Raw genomic sequence first — 24,015 nt, forward strand, 5'->3', positions numbered from 1 at the left:
GGATATAGGTGGAATGAGTAAAGAGATCTTACTGGTCGTTGAGGCCGTTTCCAACGAGAAGGACGTCCCCGAATCCGTGATCTTCGAAGCGATCGAGGCCGCCCTGGCATCGGCGACCCGTAAGAAGCACGGTGGCGAGATCGATGCGCGCGTCGTCATCGACCGCAAAACCGGGGACTATCGTACCTATCGTCGCTGGGAAATCGTTCCGGACCCCGAGCAAGGGGTGCTGGAGGCGCCTGCGCGTCAAATCACTCAGTCCGCCGCCGAGATTCTCGAGCCGACCCTGGGGCTCGGCGATTTCATCGAGGAAGAGATCGAGTCCGAGCTGTTCGGCCGTATCGCGGCCCAGACGGCCAAGCAGGTCATCGTTCAGAAGGTGCGCGATGCCGAGCGCGCCAAGATCGTCTCCGCCTTCGCCGAACGCAAGGGCCAGCTCGTCACGGGGATCGTCAAGAAGGCCGAGCGCGGCACCATTCTGCTCGATCTGGGCAACAACGCCGAGGCGCTGGTGCCGCGCGACCATGTCATCCCGCGCGAGTCGGTGCGTCCCGGAGATCGTCTGCGCGGCTATCTCTACGACGTGCGCTCCGAGTCCAAGGGGCCCCAGCTGTTCGTCAGCCGGACCGCCCCCGAACTCCTCATCGAGCTCTTCAAGCTGGAGGTTCCCGAGGTCGGCGAGGGCTTGATTCAGATCCTCGGCGCGGCGCGCGATCCCGGCTCGCGGGCGAAGATCGCCGTGAGAACCGCCGATCCCCGCATCGATCCGGTCGGGGCCTGCGTCGGTATGCGCGGCTCTCGCGTCCAGGCGGTCTCCAACGAGCTCAACGGCGAGCGCGTCGACATCATCCTGTGGGATGAGAATCCGGCTCAGTTCGTCATCAACGCCATGTCGCCCGCCGATGTCGTCTCCATCGTGATCGACGAGGACGCGCGCAGCATGGACGTTGCCGTCAAGGAAGAGAATCTCGCCCAGGCCATCGGGCGCTTCGGCCAGAACGTGCGTCTCGCCACCCAGCTCAGCGGCTGGGAGCTCAACGTCATGAACGAGAAGGATGCGGCTGCCAAGAGCGAGCAGGAGGCCCGCCGCTCGGTGCAGTCTTTCATGGATCAGCTCGGCGTCGACGAGAATCTGGCGACTCTGCTGGTCGAGGAGGGCTTCTCGAGCGTCGACGAGGTGGCCTATGTTCCGCTCGCCGAGATGCAGGCGATCGACGAGTTCGATGACGAGACCATCGAAATGTTGCGCGAGCGCGCAAAAGACGTCCTGTTGACTCGCGCCATCGCCTCGGAGGAGGGCGACACCCCGCAAGCCGTGGGTGACCTTCTCTCGCTCGAGGGGATGGACGAAGATCTTGCCGACGCGCTGGCAGCCCGAGGTGTCGCCACCCTGGATGATCTCGCCGAGCAGTCGGTTGATGAGCTCATGGAAATCGAGGGGATGGACGAAGAGCGGGCGGCGCGCTTGATCATGAAGGCACGCGAACCCTGGTTCGTGGATGCCCCAGAGGAATAGAGGTATAAAGGTCAGTCCATGAGTGAAGTCACGGTCAAGCAACTCGCCTCCACGGTCGGCATTCCGGTCGAGCGACTCCTTACCCAATTGAACGAGGCCGGCATCAGCGCGAGCGGTGCCGATTCCAAGCTGACGGAGCAGGAGAAGCTCCAGCTTCTCGGCTATCTGCGACGCAGCCATGGCAAGGACGAAGAGGATGCGGCCGCGGCTCCCAATCAGGTGACGCTCAAGCGCAAGTCGGTCAGCGAACTGCGTCAGCCGACCGCCGCCCCGCGCAGCGGTACGGCCGGAGCCAGACCGGCTCCGACACCGCGCAGCGGCAAGACGGTGAGCGTCGAGGTGCGACGCAAGCGCACCTATGTCAAGCGCGGGGACGAATCGTCTTCGGGATCTTCGCGTCGTCAATCCGGCGATCGCTCCCGTCCGCAGCGCGAGCGTGCCGCGACGGCGAACGCGGTCTTCGACGAGGCGCGCCGTCGCGCCGAGCTCGAGGCGATGCGCGCCGAGCAGGAGGCGCGTCGTCTCGCCGAGCAGGAAGAACAGGAGCGTCGTGCCCGCGAGGAGGAGCAGCGCCGACGCGAGGCCGAGGAAGCCCGTCGCCAGGAAGAGGAGGCGCGTCGCGCCGCCGAGGAAGAGGCGCGCAAGAAGGCCGAGCTCGAGGCCGCCGACCGTAAGCCCGCGGAACGCAAGCCCAGCGAGCGAGCCGAGTCGCCGAAGGCCGACAAGGGCGAGGGCGAAGCCGGATCGACCGGGGCACGCCGCGCGGACAGCGCGCGTCCCAAAAAGGGCGTCAAGAAGACTGTCGAGCCGGCCGAGAAGGAGCGCGCGGCCAAGAAGGGCGTGCGCAAGGAGGGCGGCCGGATGCGCGATGTCGACGTCTCCACGCGCACCGATTACGAAGAGGTCGATGGGTCGGCCGGGTCCGGTCGTGGTCTGCGTCGCAAGAGAAAGTCGCTCAAGCCGCAGTTGCAGGACAAGCATGCCTTCCAGAGACCGACCGCGCCTGTGGTGCGCGAGGTCGAGCTCCCGGAGAGCATCTCGGTCGGCGAGCTGGCCAACCGCATGTCCGTGAAGGCATCCGAGGTCATCAAGGAGCTCTTCAAGCAGGGCATGATGGTGACCATCAACCAGAACCTGGACCGCGACACCGCGACCATCGTGGTCGAGGAATTGGGTCACAAGGCGGTGGTCGCCGACGAGCGCGATGCCGAAGGCACCTTGCTCGACGACCTGCAGGAGCAGGAGGGCCAGTTCGAGGCGCTGCAGCGTCCGCCCGTGGTGACCATCATGGGTCACGTCGACCACGGCAAGACCTCCCTGCTCGACTATATCCGCCGTACCCGGGTCGCTTCCGGCGAGGCCGGCGGCATCACCCAGCACATCGGCGCCTATCACGTCGAGACCGATAAGGGCACGGTGTCCTTCCTGGATACCCCCGGTCACGCCGCCTTCTCCGCGATGCGTGCCCGTGGCGCTCAGGTGACGGATATCGTCATCCTGGTCGTGGCGGCCGACGATGGCGTCATGCCGCAGACCATCGAGGCCATCCATCACGCCCGTGCGGCCGGCGTTCCGCTGATCGTCGCCATCAACAAGATGGACAAGCCGGAGGCCAATCCGGATCGGGTCATGCAGGAACTCACCCAGCACGAGGTGGTTACCGAGGAGTGGGGCGGCGATACCATGATGGTCAAGGTCTCGGCCAAGGCCGGTACAGGTATCGACGAGCTGCTCGACGCGGTGCTGCTGCAGGCCGAGGTGCTCGAGCTCACCGCCCCGGTCGATGGCCCCGCCCGCGGCGCCATCGTCGAGTCGAGTCTGGACAAGGGGCGCGGCCCGGTCGCGACCGTGCTGGTCCAGTCCGGCACCTTGAATCGGGGCGACGTCATCGTCAGCGGCGGCGAATATGGCCGCGTGCGCGCCATGTTCGACGAATCGGGCACCTCCATCGAGTCGGCCGGTCCCTCGATTCCGGTCCAGGTGCTGGGTCTCTCCGGCACGCCCAATGCGGGCGACGACGTCATCGTGGTCGACGACGAGCGCCGTGCCCGCGAGGTCGCCGAGTTCCGTTCGGCGCGGACGCGTCTGAGCCGCTTCGAGGAGCAGCGCGGCGCCAGCCTCGATCAGCTCTTCTCCCAGCTCAAGGAGGGCGAGCAGAAGTCGGTCAACCTCATCGTCAAGGCCGACGTGCAGGGCAGCCTGGAGGCGCTCAAGGACAGCCTGATCAAGCTCACCAATGACGAGGTCAAGGTCACCATCGTGTCCTCGGGCGTCGGCGGCATCACCGAGTCGGATGCCAACCTCGCGGTGACCTCCAACGCCATCATGCTCGGCTTCAACGTCCGTGCGGACGCCTCGGCCCGACGCGTGGTCGAGGAGAAGGGGATCGATCTGCGCTACTACAGCATCATCTACGAGCTGATCGACGACGTGAAGCAGGCCATCTCCGGTCTGCTCAGCCCGATCGTCACCGAGGAGATCATCGGTCTGGCCCAGGTGCGCGACGTCTTCCGCTCCTCCAAGTTCGGTGCGGTCGCCGGCTGCATGGTCGTCGAGGGCGTGATCCGTCGCAACAACCCGATCCGTGTGCTGCGCGACAACGTCGTCATCTACGAGGGCGCGCTGGAATCCCTGCGCCGCTTCAAGGACGACGTCAGCGAGGTCAAGTCCGGAACCGAATGCGGTATCGGCGTCAAGAATTACAACGACGTCCAGTCCGGCGACCAGATCGAGGTCTTCGAGCGCACCGAGCGGGCACGCGTCCTGTGAGCGAGCGCGAATTCGATCGTACCGAGCGGATCGGGGCCGAACTGCAGCGTTCGCTCTCGGTTCTGGTCCGCGACCAGGTGAAGGATCCGCGGCTTGCCAACATCACGGTTCACGAGGTCCGGGTGACGCGCGATCTGGCGCATGCCAAGGTGTTCTTCACCTGTTTTCCGGACGACCAGGAATCCGAGACCCAGGAGCGTCTGCTCAACGGTCGCCTGTCCGGGTTCCTGCGTCACGCGCTGACCAAGGAGGTGCGTCTGCGGACGATTCCGCAGCTGCATTTCGTCCACGACAGCTCGATCGCCTATGGCGAGCGACTCTCCACCTTGATCGATGCCGCCGTCGGCGATTCCCACGGGACCGAGTCTCCGGGCGCGGATACCGCGCTCGACGCGGATCGGGAGGGCTGATCCCATGGGACGCCGTCGTCATTCGGGACGCAACATCACCGGCATTCTCCTGCTGGACAAGCCGCTCGGTCTGACCTCCAACGAGGCGCTGCAGCGCGTCAAGCGGCTCTACCGTGCCGCCAAGGCGGGACACACCGGAAGCCTCGATCCGCTGGCCACCGGACTGCTTCCCTGCTGTCTCGGGGATGCGACCAAGTATTCGGCCTTTCTGCTGGACGCCGACAAGCGCTACCGCGTTCGCGTCCGGCTCGGCGTCACCACGACGACGGGCGACGCCGAGGGCGAGATCGTCGAGACGCGCCCGGTCGAGGGCGTCGACGAGGCCCGGCTGCACCAGGTGCTGAGCGGTTTCCTCGGAACCATCGATCAGCTGCCGCCCATGTATTCGGCGGTCAAGCATCAGGGCCAGCGTCTCTACAAGCTGGCCCGCGAGGGTGTCGAGGTGGAGCGCCAGCCGCGCCAGATCGAGATCCATGCGCTGGAGCTGCTGTCGGTCGATCTGCCCGAGATCGAACTCGATGTGCACTGCTCGAAGGGAACCTATGTGCGCACGCTCGCAGAGGACATCGGCCGGGAATTGGGCTGCGGGGGACACGTGATTCAGCTCCGACGCACCGGCGTCGGTCCCTATACCGAATCGGCGGCGCCTTTCGTGACCATGGATCAGCTGGAGACCCTGGCCGAGGACGAGACGCCGCAGCGTCTCGACGGGTTGCTGCTGCCGCTGGATTCCGCGCTCGGACACTGGCCCTCGGTTCGCCTGTCGGCCGACGCGGCCTTCTATCTGCGCCAGGGTCAGGCGGTTCTGGTGCCTCAGGCCCCGACCGAGGGACTGGTCCGACTCTATGATCCGTCCGAACATTTCATGGGCGTCGGCTGCATTCTGGACGACGGCAAGGTTCAGCCCAAACGATTGATCTGAGTCGTCTGTCACGGCCTCGGGCCGTGATTTTTCATAGATTCGGCGCTCATCCCATTCATCGAATTCAGTCTGTTTTCAACTCGGCCCGATATCCCTGAAGTCATTGTCGGGGAAGCGATTTCGGCCTTCACGGTGCGGATCCGGGCCTTTCGTTCGTCACTTAGCTAGATCGAGGAATCAATCAATGACAATGACTGCAGCGGACAAGAAGAAGATCGTCGAGGAATATGCGCGCGGCGACAAGGACACGGGTTCTCCGGAGGTCCAGGTCGCTCTGCTGACGGCTCGTATCCTTCAGCTGACCGAGCACTTCAAGGAGCACAAGCACGACCATCACTCGCGTCGTGGTCTGGTGCGCATGGTCAACTCGCGCCGCAAGCTGCTCGACTATCTCAAGGGCAAGGACTTGGACCGGTATCGCGATCTGATTGCGCGTCTGGGTCTGCGTCGCTAAGGTCCGTTCGACCCTGGCGAGCGTGGTTCTGCCGACCCGGGCTCGCCTTCCGTCCGCGCCGCGACCGGCGCGGGCGGCTCAGACAGCAGGCGCCGCCAACTCATCTCTCGCCGGCTCGAATCAGGGTCGCCGCGCACCAGGGTTCGACGCTCAGACGGCCCAAACATCCCGAGGATTTATCTGTGATACCCACTCCAATCGTTAAACAGTTCCAGTTCGGAAACCAGACGGTCAGGCTGGAAACCGGCGAGATCGCTCGCCAGGCCGACGGCGCTGTCATGGTCGACATGGACGACACCGTGGTCCTGGTCACAGTGGTCGTCGACAAGCGGCCCGGTGCCGAGCGAGATTTCTTTCCCCTGACGGTCGACTATCAGGAGAAGACCTATGCCGCCGGCCGGATTCCGGGCGGCTTCTTCCGTCGCGAGGGGCGTCCGAGCGAGGGTGAGATCCTGACCTCGCGTCTGATCGACCGTCCGGTCCGTCCGCTCTTCGCCGACGGCTTCACCAACGAGGTTCAGATCATCGCGACGGTGAAGTCGCTGAACCCGGCGGTCAATCCCGAGGTCCCGGCCCTGATTGGCGCCTCCGCCGCGCTCGCCATCGCCGGCGTGCCCTTCAACGGGCCGATCGGCGCCGCGCGGGTGGGCTACAAGAACGGCGAGTACATCCTCAATCCGGCGGTCGTGGGTCTGAACCCGGACTCGGATCTGGACCTGGTCGTCGCCGGTACCGACAAGGCCGTGCTCATGGTCGAGTCCGAGGCGCGCGGTCTGTCCGAGGAGGTCATGCTGGGCGCCGTGCTGTTCGGCCACGAGCAGATGCAGGTCGTCATCGAGGCCATTCGCGAGCTTGCGGCCGAGGCCGGCAAGCCTCAGATCGAATGGACGCCGTCCGTCCCCTCGCCGGACCTGGCGGATGCGGTCGCCAACGCCTGTGGCGAGCAGATCGCCGCGGCCTATCGCATCAAGGAGAAGCAGGAGCGCTACAGGGCACTCAACGCCGCCCGCGCGGCCGCGGTCGAGCAGCTCTGCACCGAGGACGCCCCCTGGTCCGAGATGGCGGTCAAGGGCGCGATCGAGGCGCTCGAGAGCAAGACCGTGCGCGGATCCATCCTCGCCGGCAACCCCCGTATCGACGGGCGCGACGGCAAGACCGTGCGACCCATCACCATCCGCACTGGCGTGCTGCCGCGCACCCACGGCTCGGCGCTCTTCACCCGCGGCGAGACCCAGGCGATGGTCATCACCACCCTGGGCACCGAGCGCGACTCGCAGATCATCGACGCGCTCGACGGCGAGCGGCGCGAGCACTTCATGCTCCACTACAACTTCCCGCCATTCTGCGTCGGCGAGTCCGGCCGCGTGGGCAGCCCCAAGCGGCGCGAGATCGGTCACGGCCGTCTGGCCAAGCGCGGCGTGCTGGCGGTGATGCCGAGCATCGAGGAGTTCCCCTATTCGGTGCGCGTGGTCTCCGAGATCACCGAGTCCAACGGCTCGAGCTCAATGGCCAGCGTCTGCGGTACCAGCCTCGCCCTCATGGATGCCGGCGTGCCCATCAAGGCGCCCGTGGCCGGCGTCGCCATGGGTCTGATCAAGGAGGGCGACGAGTTCGCCGTCCTGACCGACATCATGGGTGACGAGGATCATCTGGGCGACATGGACTTCAAGGTCGCCGGAACCGCCGAGGGCATCAATGCCCTGCAGATGGACATCAAGATCGAGGGCATCACCAAGGAGATCATGGAGGTCGCCCTGGCCCAGGCGAAGGATGGGCGTCTGCACATCCTGGGCGAGATGAACAAGGTCATCGACACCCATCGTCTGGAGATGTCCGAGCACGCCCCGCGCATCATCGAGTTCAAGATCCATCCCGAGAAGATCCGCGACGTCATCGGCAAGGGCGGCTCGGTCATCCGTTCCATCACCGAGGAGACGGGCGCCACCATCGACATCAACGACGACGGCGTGGTCAAGATCTTCTCGGTCGAGAAGGCCGCGGGCGAGGAGGCCAAGAAGCGCATCCGACTCATCACCGCGGACGTCGAGGTCGGCAAGGTCTACGAGGGCAAGGTCGCGCGTCTCATGGACTTCGGCGCCTTCGTCACCATCCTGCCCGGCCGCGACGGTCTGGTCCACATCTCCCAAATCTGCGAGGAGCGCGTCCAGTCGGTCAGCGACAAGCTGAAAGAGGGCGACGTGGTCCGGGTCAAGGTCCTGGAGGTCGACAAGCAGGGCCGTATCCGTCTCAGCATGAAGGCGGTCGAACCGGGCGAGTGATCTCGCTCCGAGACGGGATCGAGACGTGAAAAAGGGGCCGAGAGGCCCCTTTTTCGTTGCGGAGGCGAGGTCAGCGGTTGGGACCGCGCCGCATCGTGAAGCCGGCGATCAGGACCGCGATGGCCACGATGAGGACGATCAGGGTCGCGAGCGCGTTGATCTGCGGCGAGACGCCCATCCGCACGCTCGAATAGACGACCATGGGCAAGGTGGTCGAACCGGGACCCGAGACGAAGCTGGCGATCACCAGGTCGTCGAGCGAGAGCGTGAAGGCCAGCAGCCAGCCCGAGAGCAGTGCGGGGGCGATCAGCGGCAAGGTGATCTGCAGATAGACGCCGAGCGGCCGCGCACCCAGGTCCATCGCCGCCTCTTCGAGCGAGCCGTCCATCTGGGCCAGCCGGGAGCGGACCACGACGGCGACGTAGGCCATGCTGAAGGTGATGTGGGCGATGGCGATGGTGGTGAATCCGCGGCCGTCCGGCCAGCCGATGGTCTGCTGCATGGCCACGAACAGCAGCAGCAGCGAGAGACCGATGATGACGTCTGGCATGACCAGCGGTGCCATCAGCAGCAGCTCGAAGCCGGTGCGTCCGCGGAAGCGTCCCTGTCTGACCAGCGCGTTGGCGGCGAGCGTGCCCAGCACCACGGCGACCGTGGCGTTGGTCGCGGCGATGCGCACGCTGAGCCAGGCGGCGTCGAGCAGTTGCTGGTTGTGCAGCAGCTCACCGTACCACTTGGTCGAGAATCCCGACCAGACGGTGACCAGGCGCGATTCGTTGAAGGAGTAGAGGATCAGCAGCAGGATCGGCACGTAGAGGAAGGCGTAGCCGAATGCCAGGATACCGAGCAGGGGCCAGGAGCGGCGCTTCATGTCCGGCCCTCGTCCAGGTTTTGCTGCAGCCGCTGCATGAGGACGAATGGGATCACCAGCAACCCGAGCAGGACGATCGCGAGCGCCGAGGCCAGCGGCCAGTCCTTGTTGGAGAAGAACTCGGTCCACATCAGCTTGCCGACCATGAGGCTGCCCGGACTGCCGAGCAGATCAGGGATCACGAACTCGCCGACCACCGGGATGAACACCAGCATGCTGCCGGCGACGATGCCCGGCATGGAGAGCGGCAGCGTCACCCGCATGAAGGCGCGCAGCGGCCGGCATCCCAGGTCGGCCGCCGCCTCCAGCAGGGTCGGGTCGAGCCGGGTGAGATTGGCGTAGAGCGGCAGGATCATGAAGGGCAGATAGGAATAGACCACGCCGATGTAGACGGCCGTCTGGGTGTGCAGGATCTGCAGCGGCGTGTCGATGACGCCGAGCCAGAGCAGGAAGTGGTTCAGCAGCCCGTTGGTGTTGAGGATGCCGATCCAGGCGTAGACCCGGATCAGGAAGGAGGTCCAGAAGGGCAGGATGATCAGCATCAGCAGGGGGATCCGGTGCCGCTCCCGGGCGGTGGCGATGGCGTAGGCCATGGGATAGCCGAGCAGCAGACAGATGAGGGTGCAGACCAGGGCGACCCAGAGCGAGTTCAGGAAGGCGTAGAGATAGATGTCGTCTTCCCAGATGAGCATGAAATTCTGCAGATTGATCTGGATCTGCAGCAGTCCCTCCTCGACCCATTCCCACAGCAGGCGGTAGGGCGGCTGGGCCAGCGCCGGCTCGGACAGGCTGATCTGCAGCACGATGACGAAGGGCAGCAGGAAGAAGAGCCCCAGCCAGAAATAGGGGACGCCGATGTTCACCAGCCGGCTGAGCCGGCTGGTCTGGCGAGCTTGCATGTTCGGGGTCTGGTTCATGGGATCGAATCGCGCGCTGGCGTCATTCGGTGAGGACCACGCCGCTGGTGGGCGACCATTCGATGGCGACCTTCTGCTCCCAGGTCAGGGCCTGCTCGGTGCGGGGCTGGATGTTGGTGAGCGTCATCTCGACCAGGCGGCCCTCGTCGATGCGAATGCGGTAGATGGAGACGTCGCCGAGATAGGCGATGTCCTCGACGACCCCCTCGATCTGATTGACGGCCTCGGGATCGTACTGGGCGCAGAGCCGCATCTTCTCGGGTCGGATGGCGACGGTCACCGGCGTGCCGAGGGGGTGCGGCTGATAGCTGCGCATGCGGATGGTGAAGCCGGCGCCGGCCTCGACCAGGATCTCGTTGCCCTCGCTGGCCATCACCTTGCCTTCGAAGAGGTTGACCGAGCCGATGAACTCGGCCACGAAGCGGCAGGTCGGGAACTCGTAGATGGCGGTCGGTGTGTCGACCTGCATGATCTGTCCGGCCTCCATGACCGCGATCCGGGTCGACATGGTCATGGCCTCCTCCTGGTCGTGGGTGACGGTCACGAAGGTGATGCCGAGACGCTCCTGCAGATTCACCAGCTCGAACTGGGTGTTCTCCCGCAGGCGCTTGTCCAGCGCCCCGAGCGGTTCGTCGAGCAGCAGCAGCTTGGGGTGCTTGGCCAGGCTGCGGGCGAGGGCGACGCGCTGGCGCTGTCCGCCCGAGATCTGATCCGGTCGGCGCTTGCGCAGCGGGGCGATCTTGAGCAGGTCCAGCATCTCCGCGATCCGCTCCGCGCGCTCCCTGCGCGGAAGACGCTCCTGCTTGAGCCCGAACTCGATGTTCTGCTCCACGCTCATGTGCGGAAAGAGCGCATAGGACTGGAACATCATGTTGACCGGGCGCGAGTAGGGCGGGACCTGGGTCACGTCCACTCCGTCGATGAAGATCCGGCCCGTGGTCGGGTATTCGAGCCCGGCCAGCAGTCTCAGCAGGGTGGACTTGCCGCAGCCGGAGCTCCCGAGCAGGGAGAAGAACTCGCCCTTGAAGATGTTGAGGCTGACGTCGTCGACCGCGTAGACGTCGCCGAACTGCTTGGTGACGCGCTCGATGCGGACATAGGGCGCGGCCTTGGGATCCTGCCAGGGTTCGAGCAGGCGCCGGTCTGCGGGTACGGCCATGAAAACCTCTGGGTCCGCTCAGCGATCGGCCTTGAGCCGGGTCCAGAGCCGGTTCAGGTTGCGTATCTCGCGGTCGCCGCGCTCCTTGAGCGTGAAGAGGTGCGCCTTGACCTCGGGCGGCGGATAGATCCCCGGATCCTTGCGCAACTCGGCATCGAGCAGGGACGTCGCCGCCAGGTTGGGGTTGGCGTAGTAGACATAGTTCGAGATCCCGGCGATCACCTCGGGGTCGAGCAGATAGGCGATGAAGGCGTGCGCGGCGGCCGGGTTGGGGGCATCGCTCGGGATCGCCATCACGTCGGTCCAGAGCACGGCGCCCTCGCGCGGGATGCGGTAGCCGACCTCGACGCCCTTGCCCGCCTCCTCGGCGCGCGCCTTGGCCTGGAGCACGTCGCCAGAATAGCCATGGGCGACGCAGAGATCGCCGTTGGCGAGATCGCTGATGTACTGGGACGAGTGGAAATAGCGGATATAGGGATGGGCACCCTTGATCAGATCCGAGGCGGCGGCGAGGTCCTCCTTGTCGAGGCTGTTAGGATCCTTGCCCAGATAGGCGAGCGCGGCCGCGAACACCTCGGTGGCGTCGTCGAGCAGCGCGATGCCGCAGCCGGCGAGCTTGGATGCCTTGTCCGGATCGAAGACGAGCCCCCAGGTATCCAGCGCCGCTTCATCGCCGAGCGCTGCCCGAACCTTCTTCAGGTTGAGCCCGATCCCTGTGGAGCCCCACATGTAGGGAACTAGATAGCGGTGGCCCGGATCGATCTCCTCCAGGCTCTTCATGATGTCCGGGTCGAGCCGGTCCAGTCCGGCCAAGGCCGATGCGTCGAGCGGCCGATAGAGTCCGGCCTTGATATGGCGCGCGGCGAAGGGGCGCGCCGTGGGGAAGATGAGATCGTAACCACTGCTGCCGGCGAAGAGTTTGGCCTCGAGCACCTCGTTGGAGTCGTAGACGTCCAGCACGGGGTGGATTCCGGACCGAGACTCGAAGCCGGAGAGGGTGTCCTCGGCGAAATAATCGCTCCAGTTATAGAGGTGGACCTGTTCCTCGGCCTGGGAGGCGAACGGGACGCCGATCAGCAGAGACAAGGCCAGTGCCAGCGTCTGGTGGCTCATTGACAGAAATCGCAATGTGGTCTCTCCGTATGGGTTGAAACGGAACGATATCGACGGGCTGAATTGGAGCCCATCCAGCGGTGGGAGTCTATACGCGCGTGGGCGCAAGGCTAGCGCAAATGCGGCATGGCTTGCTTGACGAGATGAAGATGTCGGGCGAGGTCCTGGCGGCCCGCGGCCCTGGATGGCTGTGAAGGAATGGGGTCGGTCGGGTGGTGCTTCCCTTTGGTGGGAGGCGCGCATCCGAATCGATCGCTGGCTCGACCCGAATCCGGATGCGTGGAATGGGAGGCGATCTGTCGCTATTCGGTGTTGCCGAGCTGGCCGCGAGACGTGATTCCGGAGAGGGAGGCCGGGCGGTTGCGCCACCTCCCGATTCCGATCAGGCCCATGAGACTGGAGGTGAAGAGCCAGAAGGCCGCTGGAAGGGGTACGACGGCCTGAGTACCTTGCGTGCTCGCCCGAGGGCTCGGGCCGTCCCAGCTATAGACCATATCTTCGAGATAATAGGTTTCCTGAATCAGGTCGTTGGCGTCGTGATAGCTGCTCAGAAGCACGCTCGAGAATTTCGCGTCCGAGACGACACCCCAGAATTCACCTTGTAGATAGGGGATCTCATGAGATGAGATCACCTGCCCCGTCACGTCGAGCAGGCTGATCGCGACATGAGATCCATGGCCGGCAGGTGTCATGTCCCAGTTGCCGCCGATCGCGTAGGCCCCGCCGGAGATTTCGAAGGTCGTGGTGAGTTCCGCATAGTGATGGCTGGGTTTGGCGACACGATCTTTCCAGACTCCGCCGTCGTCTCCTGCGCCGTGCTCGGGTTGGTAGACGCCACCGACACGCGTCCGGTAGGTCAGTTCCGCGTTGAGCGTGGCGTCATTGAAATCCTCGGTCTGGAACGCGTGCGTCAGGGCCAGCACCTGCGACTTCCAGCTCGATTTGTCCGTGTGGACGATGGTCGAGGCGGAGATGTCTTGCGTCCAGGCCAAGATGCCCAACAGCGTCAGAAGGGCTGGATGGATTCTTGTCTTCATCGTCGTGATCTCTTCCGGTTCGTGTCCGCCGGTGAGGGCAGTGGCGATTTCACGAACGTTCCGACCTGCTCGGTTGAGTCGCTAACGGCCGTTTTCGAGCAAACATCAATTCCATCCGTGCAGAAGGCTGCAGTGAGGTTCGGTTGTCGGGTTGATCGTTGAAGGAATGTTGCTGAATATCGAGGCAGGATCCGCACCAATCCACCTTCTCTAAATCCATGCGGCTCTAGAGTCACTTGGCCCCGGTCAGGCGTCAGCTTATGAGGCGATTTTGTATCAACTTTGTTACATATGTGGGCATTATTTATGAAATGCAAGCCATGTATGGAGGGCGGTCCATCTGTTGGGGTTGGAGGTTGTCTCCTCTGGTCCCATAAAATCGTTGCGGATTTGTAATCGAGAATGATTAAGCTATGAGGACCGACGAGTTGACAGATCGCTCTCCGCCGACAGAACGTCAGACCTACCGGATCGGTGCCGTTTCCCGATTGACCGGCATTCCCGCGGATACATTGAGGGTCTGGGAGCGTCGTTATCATGTGGCGACGCCCGTCCGATCCGAAGCCGGCACCCGTCTGTACGACTCAGAGGACATAGGGCGTCTGACGCTCATCAAGCGACTGGTCGATCGCGGGGATGCGATCAGCAGCGTCGCCAATCTCTCTCTCGATGCCTTGCGAGAACGCATGCGCGGTGCAGAACTGGCCGGCCGTGCACCTGTCGTTCGCTCCCGGCCCTTGCGTCTTCTGGTCTATGGACCCTATCTCGGCGAACGTCTGCGCGCGGATTTGGCCGCTACCGAAGACTTCGAGTGTCTCGGGTTCCACAGCTCGCGCGAGGGTATCCTCTCGAACGATTGGGATCCGGCTCCGGATGTCCTGGTGCTCGAGTACCCCGCTTTGCACTCCGATCAGGTCGGCGAGGTCCATCGGCTTCTGGCCCGTTCCGGTGCCGCGCACTGCGTCCTCGTCTATGGCTTCGCCGGTCAGGGAGTGGTGGAGCAAGTGGTCTCCGAGCATCTGTCCGCGTGTCGCGCGCCCATTGGCCTGGCCGATCTCCGGCATTGTTGCCAGGGGCTTAGGTCGCAGCCGTCTCCGCAGCGGCATTCGCTCGAGCAGCTCGGAATCGATCTGGTCCGGCCGGCGCCATCGCCGCGTTACTCGGCGGAGGAACTCGCGGCCATTGCGGGCAGCCGTCGCAGTTCCTGCGACTGCTATCGTCATCTGGCCGATCTGATCGCCGGATTGTCGGCCTTCGAGTCCTATGCCCGGGGATGCGAGCTGCGTGGGGCCGAGGTCGACGCGTCCCATGCGCTCGTGCATGCGGGCGTGGTACAGGCGCGGGCGGTCCTGGAGGCGGTTCTGGAACGGTCCCTGGGCCAGGCCGACGGGGATGGTTGCGATATGTCTCCGAAAGACTGAACCGGATTCCGAGTTGGCGTAAAATGCCCCATTACGCACGCGCCCGCTTGAGTGTGTGTTCAGTCCAATCCACGACCCCTCGGATTCCACGTATGATTTCGCTCCTGGACTATGGCGCGGGCAATGTCCGCAGTCTGCGCAACGCCATACAGGCACTCGGATTCACGCTCACCGACATCGAGCGGCCGGAAGACATCCTCAAGGCCGAGCGTCTGATCTTTCCCGGCGTCGGTGCCTTCGGCGCCGCCATGGAGCGACTGCATCGGCTGGGCTATGTCGAGCCGCTCAAGGAATATCTCGCCGCCGACCGGCCCTTTCTCGGGATCTGTATCGGTCTGCAGAGCCTCTTCGAAGGGAGCGAGGAGTGTCCCGGCGTGGCCGGGCTCGGTGTGATTCCAGGCCAGATCCGCCGTTTCGATGCCAGCCGTCTGTCCGTGCCGCACATGGGCTGGAACGATGTGCGTGTCGAGAAGCCGTCGCCGCTCTTCGCCGGTTATGCCGGCGAGAAGCTCTATTTCGTCCACTCCTATCGCGCCGAGCCGAGCCCTGAAAACCAGGACTGGCGTCTGGCGACCACGGATTACGGCACTCCCTTCCTGAGCGCGGTCCAGCGCGGTCGGGTGGCCGCCGTTCAGTTCCATCCCGAGAAGAGCGGGGCGGCCGGACTGAGGCTGCTGGGCCATTTCCTCGCCGGCGACGAGGAGCCTTCGCTGGGCGAGGCCCGGGTTCCCGGAGCCGATACCTGTTTCGCCAAGCGCGTCATCGCCTGTCTGGACGTGCGGACCAACGATGCCGGCGATCTGGTGGTCACCAAGGGCGACCAGTACGACGTGCGCGAGGCCGGCGAGGTTCGCAACCTGGGCAAGCCGGTCGAGCTGGCGCAACGCTACTACGAGGATGGCGCGGACGAGGTCACCTTCCTCAATATCACCGCCTTCCGCGACTTCCCGCTCGCCGATCAGCCCATGCTGGAGGTTTTGCGGCGCACCTCCGAGCGGGTCTTCGTGCCCCTGACCATCGGCGGCGGCATCCGCTCCTTCACCGATGCCAAGGGTGTCAGCTATTCGGCCCTGGACGTCGCCGACGAGTATTTCCGCTCCGGGGCGGACAAGATCTCGATCGGTTCGGACGCGGTCCATACCGTCGAGCGATATCTGGAGCGCGGCGGCGTCAAGGATGGCGCGAGCGCGATCGAGCAGATCTCCGAGGTCTACGGCGCCCAGGCGGTGGTGATCTCGATCGATCCGCGCCGGGTCTACGTGGACTCGCCCGAGTCGACTCGCCATGTCACGGTCGAGACCGCGACGCCCGGTCCGAACGGCGAGCGTTACTGCTGGTTTCAGTGCACCGTCAAGGGCGGGCGCGAGGGTCGCGACGTCGACGCGGTCGAGCTGGCCAGGGCCTGCGAGGACCTGGGGGCGGGCGAGATCCTGCTCAACTCCATCGACCGCGACGGCACGGGGTCGGGCTTCGATCTGGAGCTGATCCGCGCGGTCAGCGAGGCGGTGAGCATCCCGGTGATCGCCTCCAGCGGCGCGGGCTGCGTCGAGCACTTCGCCGAGGTCTTCGCCGAGACAGGCGTCGAGGCGGCGTTGGCCGCTGGCATCTTCCACCGCCGCGAGGTGCCGATCGAGGCGGTCAAGTCCTATCTGCGCGAGCAGGGGGTCGAGATCCGAGCCTGATTCGGTTCATGTTCAAGCCGGCTGTCACGGTCGTCGCCCTCGCGCTCATCGGCGCCCTGGCCGGCTGTGCCATGCTCGGCGGGCCGAATGTCGGCTTCTCGTCGAGGGAGAAGGATTCGCTCGACGCTATCTCCCGGGAAGATCTGGTCATGGACATCTCGGCCTGCCACCTGCTGCGTGTCAGTCAGACCAACGATGTGGCTGCGACCGACGCGACCGTGATCGTCGCCACCGACCGCTATCGCATTCCGGTCGAGACCATCGTTTCCAGCGCCGACGATCTGCTTTTGGAGTATCGATCGGCCCCCGCCGATCTGATCGCGATCGCCACCGATGCCTGTCAGCGGCTGGCAGAGGAGACGGGAGTGGTTTCGGCCTTGGTGCGCTTCGAACCCAACGGCGAGCTCCGGACCTCCTGGCTGCGGATCGACGATGCCGAGATCCTGCCGGGATTCGCCAAGCGCACCATCGGCGAGCTGCGGCGGCGCCGGGCGATCGGCCTGGTCATCAACAGTCCCGGCGGATCCGTCTACGAGGCCAGGATTCTGGGACGTTATCTGAGGTCGAACGGTCTGCGCGCCGCGGTCGACCGGATCTGCGTCTCGGCCTGCGTCGACGTCCTCGCCGGCGGAGTGGAGCGTTACGTCACCCGAGACGCCAGGCTCGGTATCCACCAGAGCAAGGTCCCGAACCGCTACAGCAGTCACGAGGGCGGACAGCTCTATGTGGCCGACTCTTTCCTCTATCTGCGCGAGATGGGTGTCGATCCGGACGTCGCCATCGTCGCCGCCTCGGTGCCCAACGACAAGATCCTCATCATCCCGCTCGACGAGGCCCTGGCGACCGGTCTGGTCACGGGTATCGTCGAGGGCTTCGAGTAGCCCCGGGACGTGGCCTTTAGCCTGTCGATGGTTACCCGATCTGGCTTCAGGGCCGGTCCATGTACCGCAAAATTCTATTTTATCAATGCCTTGTTTGTTTTTTAATATTGACGATTAATATAATTGCCAATATTAATGGATAATAATTTCGTAAACTCCCGCCCGTTTTTCTGGCGGCATGTCTCGTAATCTTCCCTATATTCGGATCCCGCTCACGGCCATTGGGAACCCCGCGCTCGATGAGCTGGACTCATCGAGACTCTGTGCCGCGCTCTCCAGTTCGTCCTTCGCCGGTATACGCAGTTTATGGCAACTATCCTAACCGCCGTTGGCTTCATGGCCGCGCTCGGCCTGATTCTCGCCTCGATGTTGGTCGTGGCGAACAAACGGCTCTACGTCTATGAAGATCCTCGGATCGATCAGGTCGAAAGCCTGTTGCCCATGGCCAATTGCGGTGCCTGCGGCGCGGCTGGCTGCCGTCCCTTTGCCGAGATGCTGGTCAAGGGCGAGATCGAGCCGGGCAAGTGCACCGTGAATGCCAAGCCGATGAACCAGATCATCGCCGACTTCCTCGGAGTCGACCTGGGCGGCGGCGACAAACGGGTCGCCCGTCTGGCCTGTGCCGGCGGCGGCAATGTCGCCTACGTGCGTGCGACCTATGACGGGCTCAAGTCCTGCCGGGCCGCCGCCCTGGTGTCCGGTGGCGGACGCGGCTGCTCCTGGGGCTGTCTCGGCTTCGCCGACTGCGCCGAGGTGTGCGACTTCGACGCCATCTATATGAACGACCAGGGCCTTCCCGTGGTGATCGAGGACAAGTGCACCGCTTGCGGCGACTGCGTGACCGTCTGTCCCAAGGATCTCTTCAGTTTGCATCCGGCGAGCCATCGGCTGTGGGTCGCCTGCAAGAATCTCGAGTTCGGCGATCAGGCCGAGCACCACTGCGAGGTGGCCTGTACCGCCTGCGGTCGTTGTGCCCAGGACTCGCCCGAGGGCCTGATCCGGATCGAGGACAACCTGGCCATCGTCGACTACGCGAAGAACGATCTCGCCTCCAAGGTTGCGATCGAGCGCTGTCCGACGGGGGCCATTCTCTGGCTCGAGCAGGATGGGCGCGTGGTCAAGGGCCGGGATGCCCGCAAGGTGGTCCGCAAGGGAGCGCTCCCGGTGGCTTGACGAGCGGCCCGCAGCAGTGCCCGGAAGCGGCGGCCGGCCGCTTCCAGGCCCGATTCGAAGCACGCCGGGTGTGTGAGGTTCCTCTGCATGCGGTGACTGACGCAGTTTAGATCGGTAATTCGGCGGTGATCTGAAATCCGCCGGATCCACGAAAATCAGAATAATTCCCCTTCGTGCGCGGCCTTGATTTCATTGGCTCGGCTGGCGTCGTGGTGATTCAACACTGAGAGAAGGCCCATGTTCGGAAAGAAAGACGAAAAGCAGATCAAGTACCCCGGCACCCGTATGGCGATGGACGGTAACACCGCCGTCATCATGTGCGAGCGCGAGGCATCCGACGCCGCTGGCGCCTATCCGATCACGCCTTCGACCCAGATGGGCGAGTATTGGGCCGAGGAGGTCGCCAAGGGGCACCTCAATACCTCGGGCAATCCGCTGATCTTCGTCGAGCCCGAGTCCGAACACGCGGCCGCCGCCGTCACCGCCGGCATGTCCATGACCGGCCTGCGCGCGACCAACTTCTCCTCGGCCCAGGGCGTGGCCTTCATGCACGAGTCGCTCTACGCGGCGGTCGGCAAGCGTCTGCCCTATGTGCTCAACATCGGCTCGCGCGCCATTACCAAGGCCAGTCTGAACGTCCACTGCGCCCACGACGACTATCACTGCATCGACGACACCGGCTTCTTCCAGGTCTTCGGCAAGAACGCCCAGGAGGCCGCCGATCTCAACCTGATTGCGCGCAAGATCGCCGAGCTCACCCTGACCCCCGCCGCCGTGGGTCAGGACGGCTTCCTCACCACCCATCTGATCGAGCCGCTGATGGTTCCCGAGCGCGCCCTGGTCGACGAGTTCTGCGGCCGTCCGGACGACATCATCGAGTGTCCGACCCCAGCCCAGCGTCTGGTCTACGGCCCGACCCGTCGCCGCGTGCCCCTGGTGTGGGACGTCGACAACCCGGTCAGCTCGGGCACGGTGCAGAACCAGGACGCCTACATGCAGTCGGTGGCCTCGCAGCGTCCCTATTTCTTCGATCACATCGAGGAGATCGCCGATCAGGTGATGGACGAGTTCTACGAGCTGACCGGCCGTCGCTACGCGCGTGCCCTGGGCTATCGCTGCGAGGACGCCGACTATCTGCTCGTCGGGCAGGGCAGCATGATCGTTCAGGCCGAGGCCGTGGCCGACTATCTGCGCGAGACCCGCAAGCTCAAGGTCGGCGTGGTCAACCTGACCATGTTCCGTCCCTTCCCCGGCGATGTCGTCGCCAAGCTGCTGCAGGGCAAGAAGGGCGTCGCCATCCTCGAGCGCACCGACCAGCCGCTGGCCGAGGATCTGCCGATCATGCGCGAGACCCGCGCCGCGCTGGCCAAATGTCTCGAGAACGGCATGGCCGTCAAGGGCGAAGAGGCCGCCTTCCCGAACTATCCGACCTACAGGCAGGGCGACATGCCGCGTCTGTTCTCCGGCTGCTACGGCCTGGGTTCGCGCGATCTGCAGCCCGAGGGGCTGATCGCCGCGGTCGAGAACATGCTGCCCGAGGGCAAGCAGCGCAAGTTCTACTATCTCTCGATCGACTTCATGCGCGACGCCGCCGATCCCAAGGACGAGATCCGTCTGCAGAAGCTGCTCGAGGCCTATCCGAACATCGCCGACATGTCACTGCGCGGCAGCGAGAATCCGAACCTGCTGCCCAAGGGCGCCGTGACCGTGCGCATGCACTCGGTCGGCGGCTGGGGTGCCGTGACCACGGGCAAGAACCTGGCCATGACCCTCTACGAGCTGCTTGGCTACGACATCCGCGCCAATCCCAAGTACGGCTCGGAGAAGAAGGGTCAGCCGACCACCTACTTCCTCTCGGCCGCGCCCGAGCCGATCCGGCTCAACTGCGAGTACACCTATGTCGACGTGGTCCTGAGTCCGGACCCGAACGTCTTCACCCACTCCAATCCGCTCTCCGGTATCGATCAGGGCGGCAGCTTCGTCATCCAGTCCAGTCTGGAGAACGCCGAGCAGGTGTGGGCCAGCTTCCCGCCGGCCGCGCGCAAGTTCATCATCGAGCGCGAGATCCGCGTCTTCTATATCGACGGCTTCAAGATCGCCCGCGAGGAGGCCTCCAATCCGGAGCTCCAGTTCCGCATGCAGGGCAACGCCTTCCAGGGTGCCTTCTTCGCCGCCTCGCCGCTGATGGAGCGTTCCGGCCTCGACGAGAAGGGGCTGTTCGCCGCCATCGAGGAGCAGCTGCGCGCCAAGTTCGGCGCCAAGGGCGAGCGCGTGGTGCAGGACAACCTGCGCATCGTGCGTCGCGGCTTCGACGAGATCGTCGAGATCACCGACAAGCCGCTGGTCGCCGGCCAGCTGATGCCGCGCAAGGAGCCCAAGCTGCCGGTCATGCTCAAGACCCTGCCCGAGGGCGAGGGCCGCATCTCCGACGTGCACCGCTTCTGGGAGCAGACCGGATCCTTCTACGCCAGCGGTCGCGGCAGCGACAACCTGGCCGATCCGCACATGGCCCTGTCGCTGATGCCGGCCTCCACCGGCGTCTATCGCGACATGACCCAGATCCGCTTCGAATATCCCAAGTTCGTGCCCGAGAACTGCACCGCCTGCGGCAGCTGTTTCTCGGTCTGCCCGGACAGCGCCATCCCCGGCCTGGTCAACAAGATCTCGGACGTCTTCGCCACCGCCATCGCCCGCGTCGAGCGCGGCATGCCGACCCAGTATCTGCGCCGCGAGACCCGCAACGTCGAGAAGCGTCTGCGCGAGCTGGTCGAGGCTGCCGGCGAGACCGCCGACATGCGCGCGCTCATGGATCAGGCCGTGCTCGAGACCCTGGCCGCCTTCTCAGGCGAGCCGGAGCAGAAGGAGACCGCCGAGAAGGAATTCGGTCTCATGATGCAGGCCCTGGCGGACTACCAGTTCGCCATCACCAAGCCCTACTGGAGCAATCGCGAGAAGAAGCAGAAGGGCAGCGGCGGACTCTTCAGCATCACCGTCAATCCCTACACCTGTAAGGGCTGCATGGAATGTATCGAGGTCTGTAACGACGGCGCGCTGGTCGCCGAGCCGCAGACCGACGAGACCATCAAGCAGCTGCAGGAACGCTGGCAGTTCTGGCTCGACCTGCCCACCACGGATCCGGACTTCATCCGTATCGAGGACCTGGACGACAAGGTCGGCGCGCTTGAGACCCTGCTGCTCGACAAGAGCAACTACCAGTCCACCGTGTCGGGCGACGGCTCCTGCATGGGCTGCGGCGAGAAGACGGCCATCCATCTCTTCACCGCGACCGTAACCGCGCTCATGCAGCCGCGCGTCAAGCGTCATCTGGCCGAGATCGACGACCTCATCAACCGTCTCGAGACCCATGTGCGGCTCAAGCTCGCCGCCGGCATGGATCTGAGCAACAGCTCGGCCATCGCCAAGGCGCTCGACGCCCACAAGGACGGGGACCTGACCCTTTCGGGTCTGTCCGCCGAGCTGACCGATCAGCGCGCCCAGCCGGTCGATCCCGATTGGCTCAAGTGGGTCACCGGACTGCTCGACAAGCTGCGTCACCTCAAGGCCCAGTACACCGCGAGTCAGCCGCGCGCCGACATGGGCATCGTCAACTCCACCGGCTGCAGCTCGGTGTGGGGCGCGACCTTCCCCTACAACCCCTATCCCTTCCCCTGGTCCAACAACCTGTTCCAGGACTCGCCCTCCATGGCGATGGGTCTGTTCGAGGGCCACATGCGCAAGATGGGCGAGGGCTTCAAGGCCATCCGCCAGGCGCGCCTGGAACTCGAGGGCAAATTCAACGCCGCCGATCCGAACTGCAGCCTGACCTATTTCGGCTGGAAGCATTTCAGCGACGAGGAATGGCTGCTCTGTCCGCCGGTCGTGGCGGTCGGCGGTGACGGCGCCATGTACGACATCGGCTTCCAGAACCTGTCGCGCGCGCTCATGTCCGGCACCCCGGTCAAGATCCTGGTGCTCGACACCCAGAGCTACTCCAACACCGGCGGCCAGTCCTGTACCTCGGGCTTCATCGGCCAGATCGCGGACATGGCGCCCTACGGCAAGCAGTGGAAGGGCAAGACCGAGATCCGCAAGGAGATGGGTCTGATCGGCATGGCGCACCGCACCAGCTTCGTGCTCTCGAGCTCCGCCTCGCACCTGACGCACCTGCTGGAGGGCTATATCGACGGTCTCAACGCCCGTCGTCCGGCCCTGTTCAACGTCTACACCTCCTGTCAGCCCGAGCATGGCATCGGCGACGACATGTCGAACAAGCATGCTCGCATGGCGGTCGAGTCGCGCGCCTATCCGCTGTTCCGCTACGACCCGGACGCGGGCGCCAGCTTCGAGGAGTGCTGCTCGATCGAGGGCAATCCCGATGTCGAGGCCGACTGGATCGACTGGACCCTCAAGTACACCGACGAGAAGGGAGAGCAGGCCGAGATGACCGTGCCCTTCACCTTCGTCGACTTCGCGATGACGGAAGGCCGTTTCCGCAAGCACTTCCGCAAGGCGCCGCCGGAGACCTGGAACGACTCCATGCTGCCGATCGCCGAGTTCCTGGCGCTGGCCGATGACGACCGCGACGGTCTCTTCCCCTACATCTGGGGCGTCGACGGCAAGAACCGTCTGATGCGCGTCCTGGTCTCGCAGGAGCTGGTCGAGAGCTGCGAGGAGCGTCGCGACTACTGGACCCAGCTGCGCGGTATCTGCGGCGAGCTCAATAAGGTCGACGTCGAGGCCGTGCGCAACCAGGCCAAGGCCGAGATCGCCCAGAAGCTCACCAGCAGCCTGCTGGCCATGGCGGTCGGCGATGCCGGTGCACTGGCTGGGCTGACCGCTCCCGCCAACGGTAACGGCAACGGGGCCGGCGCGGGTCTGAACGGCTCGGGTAATGGCGCGGCGGCGGATTGGGAACCGGTGTGGGTCGAGACGCCCGAATGCACCGCCTGTGACGAGTGCGTCAACATCAACCCCAAGATCTTCAAGTACAACGGCGACAAGAAGGTCGAGATCGCGGATCCCAAGGGCGGTGCCTTCAAGGACATCGTCAAGGCCGCCGAGAAGTGCGCCGCCGGCTGTATCCATCCCGGCATGCCTTGGAACGGCTCCGAGGCCGGTCTGGACAAGCTGGTCAAGCGTGCGGAGAAGTTCCAGTAATCCGAGGCGTTAGGCGCCTTGCTCGAGGCCCTCTAGACTCCATCCCCGGTTGCCAGGCCCAGTCCTGGGGCCGGGTGGGTTAGGAGGCCGTTTGAAAATCCGACACTGGAGGTCTGGTCCGCACAGCGGGTCCTACCGAGGCGTGGACTCTAGGGTCCGCTGTGCGGACCGCTGGATGCGGGGAGTTCAGACGGCTTCCAAAGAGGCTACTGGGGGAGAAGAGGCACGCTGCTGATTCCCACACCGTCTCATCG

16 protein-coding genes are annotated in these 24,015 nt (G+C 64.6%); 11 read left to right on the top strand and 5 right to left on the bottom strand.

What is annotated here, in order from left to right:
- The first annotated feature begins 13 nt into the window (after positions 1 to 13).
- The 6 genes from nusA (at position 14) to pnp (ending at position 8,350) form a co-directional block, all read left to right on the top strand.
- Complete coding sequence (nusA, locus tag D779_RS03330) at positions 14 to 1,516, top strand: transcription termination factor NusA (RefSeq protein ID WP_043749365.1); 1,503 nt, start codon at positions 14 to 16, stop codon at positions 1,514 to 1,516.
- An 18-nt stretch (positions 1,517 to 1,534) separates the two neighbouring features.
- Positions 1,535 to 4,285 (top strand): translation initiation factor IF-2, encoded by a 2,751-nt coding sequence (gene infB / locus D779_RS03335; RefSeq protein ID WP_043749367.1) that lies wholly within the window; start codon positions 1,535 to 1,537, stop codon positions 4,283 to 4,285.
- Positions 4,282 to 4,695, top strand: coding sequence for a 30S ribosome-binding factor RbfA (gene rbfA, locus D779_RS03340; protein WP_043749370.1), 414 nt, complete (start codon positions 4,282 to 4,284; stop codon positions 4,693 to 4,695). The genes infB and rbfA overlap by 4 nt, the downstream gene beginning before the upstream one ends.
- 4 nt (positions 4,696 to 4,699) lie before the next feature.
- Positions 4,700 to 5,617 (top strand): tRNA pseudouridine(55) synthase TruB, encoded by a 918-nt coding sequence (truB, locus tag D779_RS03345; RefSeq protein ID WP_043749373.1) that lies wholly within the window; start codon positions 4,700 to 4,702, stop codon positions 5,615 to 5,617.
- 184 nt (positions 5,618 to 5,801) lie between these two features.
- Positions 5,802 to 6,071, top strand: a complete 270-nt coding sequence (rpsO, locus tag D779_RS03350) for a 30S ribosomal protein S15 (RefSeq protein WP_043749376.1) — start codon at positions 5,802 to 5,804, stop codon at positions 6,069 to 6,071.
- 182 nt (positions 6,072 to 6,253) lie between these two features.
- Positions 6,254 to 8,350, top strand: coding sequence for a polyribonucleotide nucleotidyltransferase (gene pnp / locus D779_RS03355; RefSeq protein WP_043749378.1), 2,097 nt, complete (start codon positions 6,254 to 6,256; stop codon positions 8,348 to 8,350).
- 70 nt (positions 8,351 to 8,420) lie between these two features.
- On the opposite strand, the gene D779_RS03360 is transcribed toward pnp, so the two are convergent.
- The 5 genes from D779_RS03360 to D779_RS03380 form a co-directional block, all read right to left on the bottom strand.
- Positions 8,421 to 9,221 carry an ABC transporter permease subunit gene (locus tag D779_RS03360; RefSeq protein WP_043749381.1) on the bottom strand — a complete coding sequence of 267 codons (801 nt, stop codon included), beginning with the start codon at positions 9,219 to 9,221 and terminating at the stop codon, positions 8,421 to 8,423.
- Positions 9,218 to 10,138: an ABC transporter permease subunit gene (locus D779_RS03365; RefSeq protein WP_081763300.1), complete on the bottom strand. Its 921-nt coding sequence runs from the start codon at positions 10,136 to 10,138 to the stop codon at positions 9,218 to 9,220. Before D779_RS03365 ends, D779_RS03360 begins: the two co-directional genes overlap by 4 nt.
- A gap of 22 nt (positions 10,139 to 10,160) precedes the next feature.
- Positions 10,161 to 11,297, bottom strand: a complete 1,137-nt coding sequence (locus D779_RS03370; RefSeq protein WP_043749386.1) for an ABC transporter ATP-binding protein — start codon at positions 11,295 to 11,297, stop codon at positions 10,161 to 10,163.
- 18 nt (positions 11,298 to 11,315) lie between these two features.
- On the bottom strand, positions 11,316 to 12,410 hold the full coding sequence (locus D779_RS03375) for a polyamine ABC transporter substrate-binding protein (RefSeq protein WP_043749388.1): 1,095 nt from the start codon (positions 12,408 to 12,410) through the stop codon (positions 11,316 to 11,318).
- A 302-nt stretch (positions 12,411 to 12,712) separates the two neighbouring features.
- Positions 12,713 to 13,447, bottom strand: a complete 735-nt coding sequence (locus tag D779_RS03380; protein WP_157726305.1) for a hypothetical protein — start codon at positions 13,445 to 13,447, stop codon at positions 12,713 to 12,715.
- Between the two features lie 428 nt (positions 13,448 to 13,875).
- Here D779_RS03380 and D779_RS03385 point away from each other — a divergent pair, with 428 nt between their 5' ends.
- From D779_RS03385 to D779_RS03405, 5 genes are all read left to right on the top strand, one after another.
- On the top strand, positions 13,876 to 14,868 hold the full coding sequence (locus tag D779_RS03385; RefSeq protein ID WP_043749501.1) for a MerR family transcriptional regulator: 993 nt from the start codon (positions 13,876 to 13,878) through the stop codon (positions 14,866 to 14,868).
- Positions 14,869 to 14,960: 92 nt separating this feature from the next.
- Positions 14,961 to 16,550 (top strand): imidazole glycerol phosphate synthase HisHF, encoded by a 1,590-nt coding sequence (locus D779_RS03390; RefSeq protein WP_043749393.1) that lies wholly within the window; start codon positions 14,961 to 14,963, stop codon positions 16,548 to 16,550.
- Between the two features lie 8 nt (positions 16,551 to 16,558).
- Positions 16,559 to 17,431, top strand: coding sequence for a COG3904 family protein (locus tag D779_RS03395; protein ID WP_043749394.1), 873 nt, complete (start codon positions 16,559 to 16,561; stop codon positions 17,429 to 17,431).
- A gap of 306 nt (positions 17,432 to 17,737) precedes the next feature.
- A complete protein-coding gene (locus D779_RS03400) occupies positions 17,738 to 18,604 on the top strand; it encodes a (Fe-S)-binding protein (RefSeq protein ID WP_043749397.1) in 867 nt (288 codons plus the stop codon).
- A gap of 237 nt (positions 18,605 to 18,841) precedes the next feature.
- A complete protein-coding gene (locus D779_RS03405) occupies positions 18,842 to 23,761 on the top strand; it encodes a 2-oxoacid:acceptor oxidoreductase family protein (RefSeq protein ID WP_043749398.1) in 4,920 nt (1,639 codons plus the stop codon).
- Positions 23,762 to 24,015: the final 254 nt, after the last annotated feature.

This window comes from Imhoffiella purpurea (genome assembly GCF_000585215.1).
Classification (GTDB): domain Bacteria; phylum Pseudomonadota; class Gammaproteobacteria; order Chromatiales; family Chromatiaceae; genus Imhoffiella; species Imhoffiella purpurea.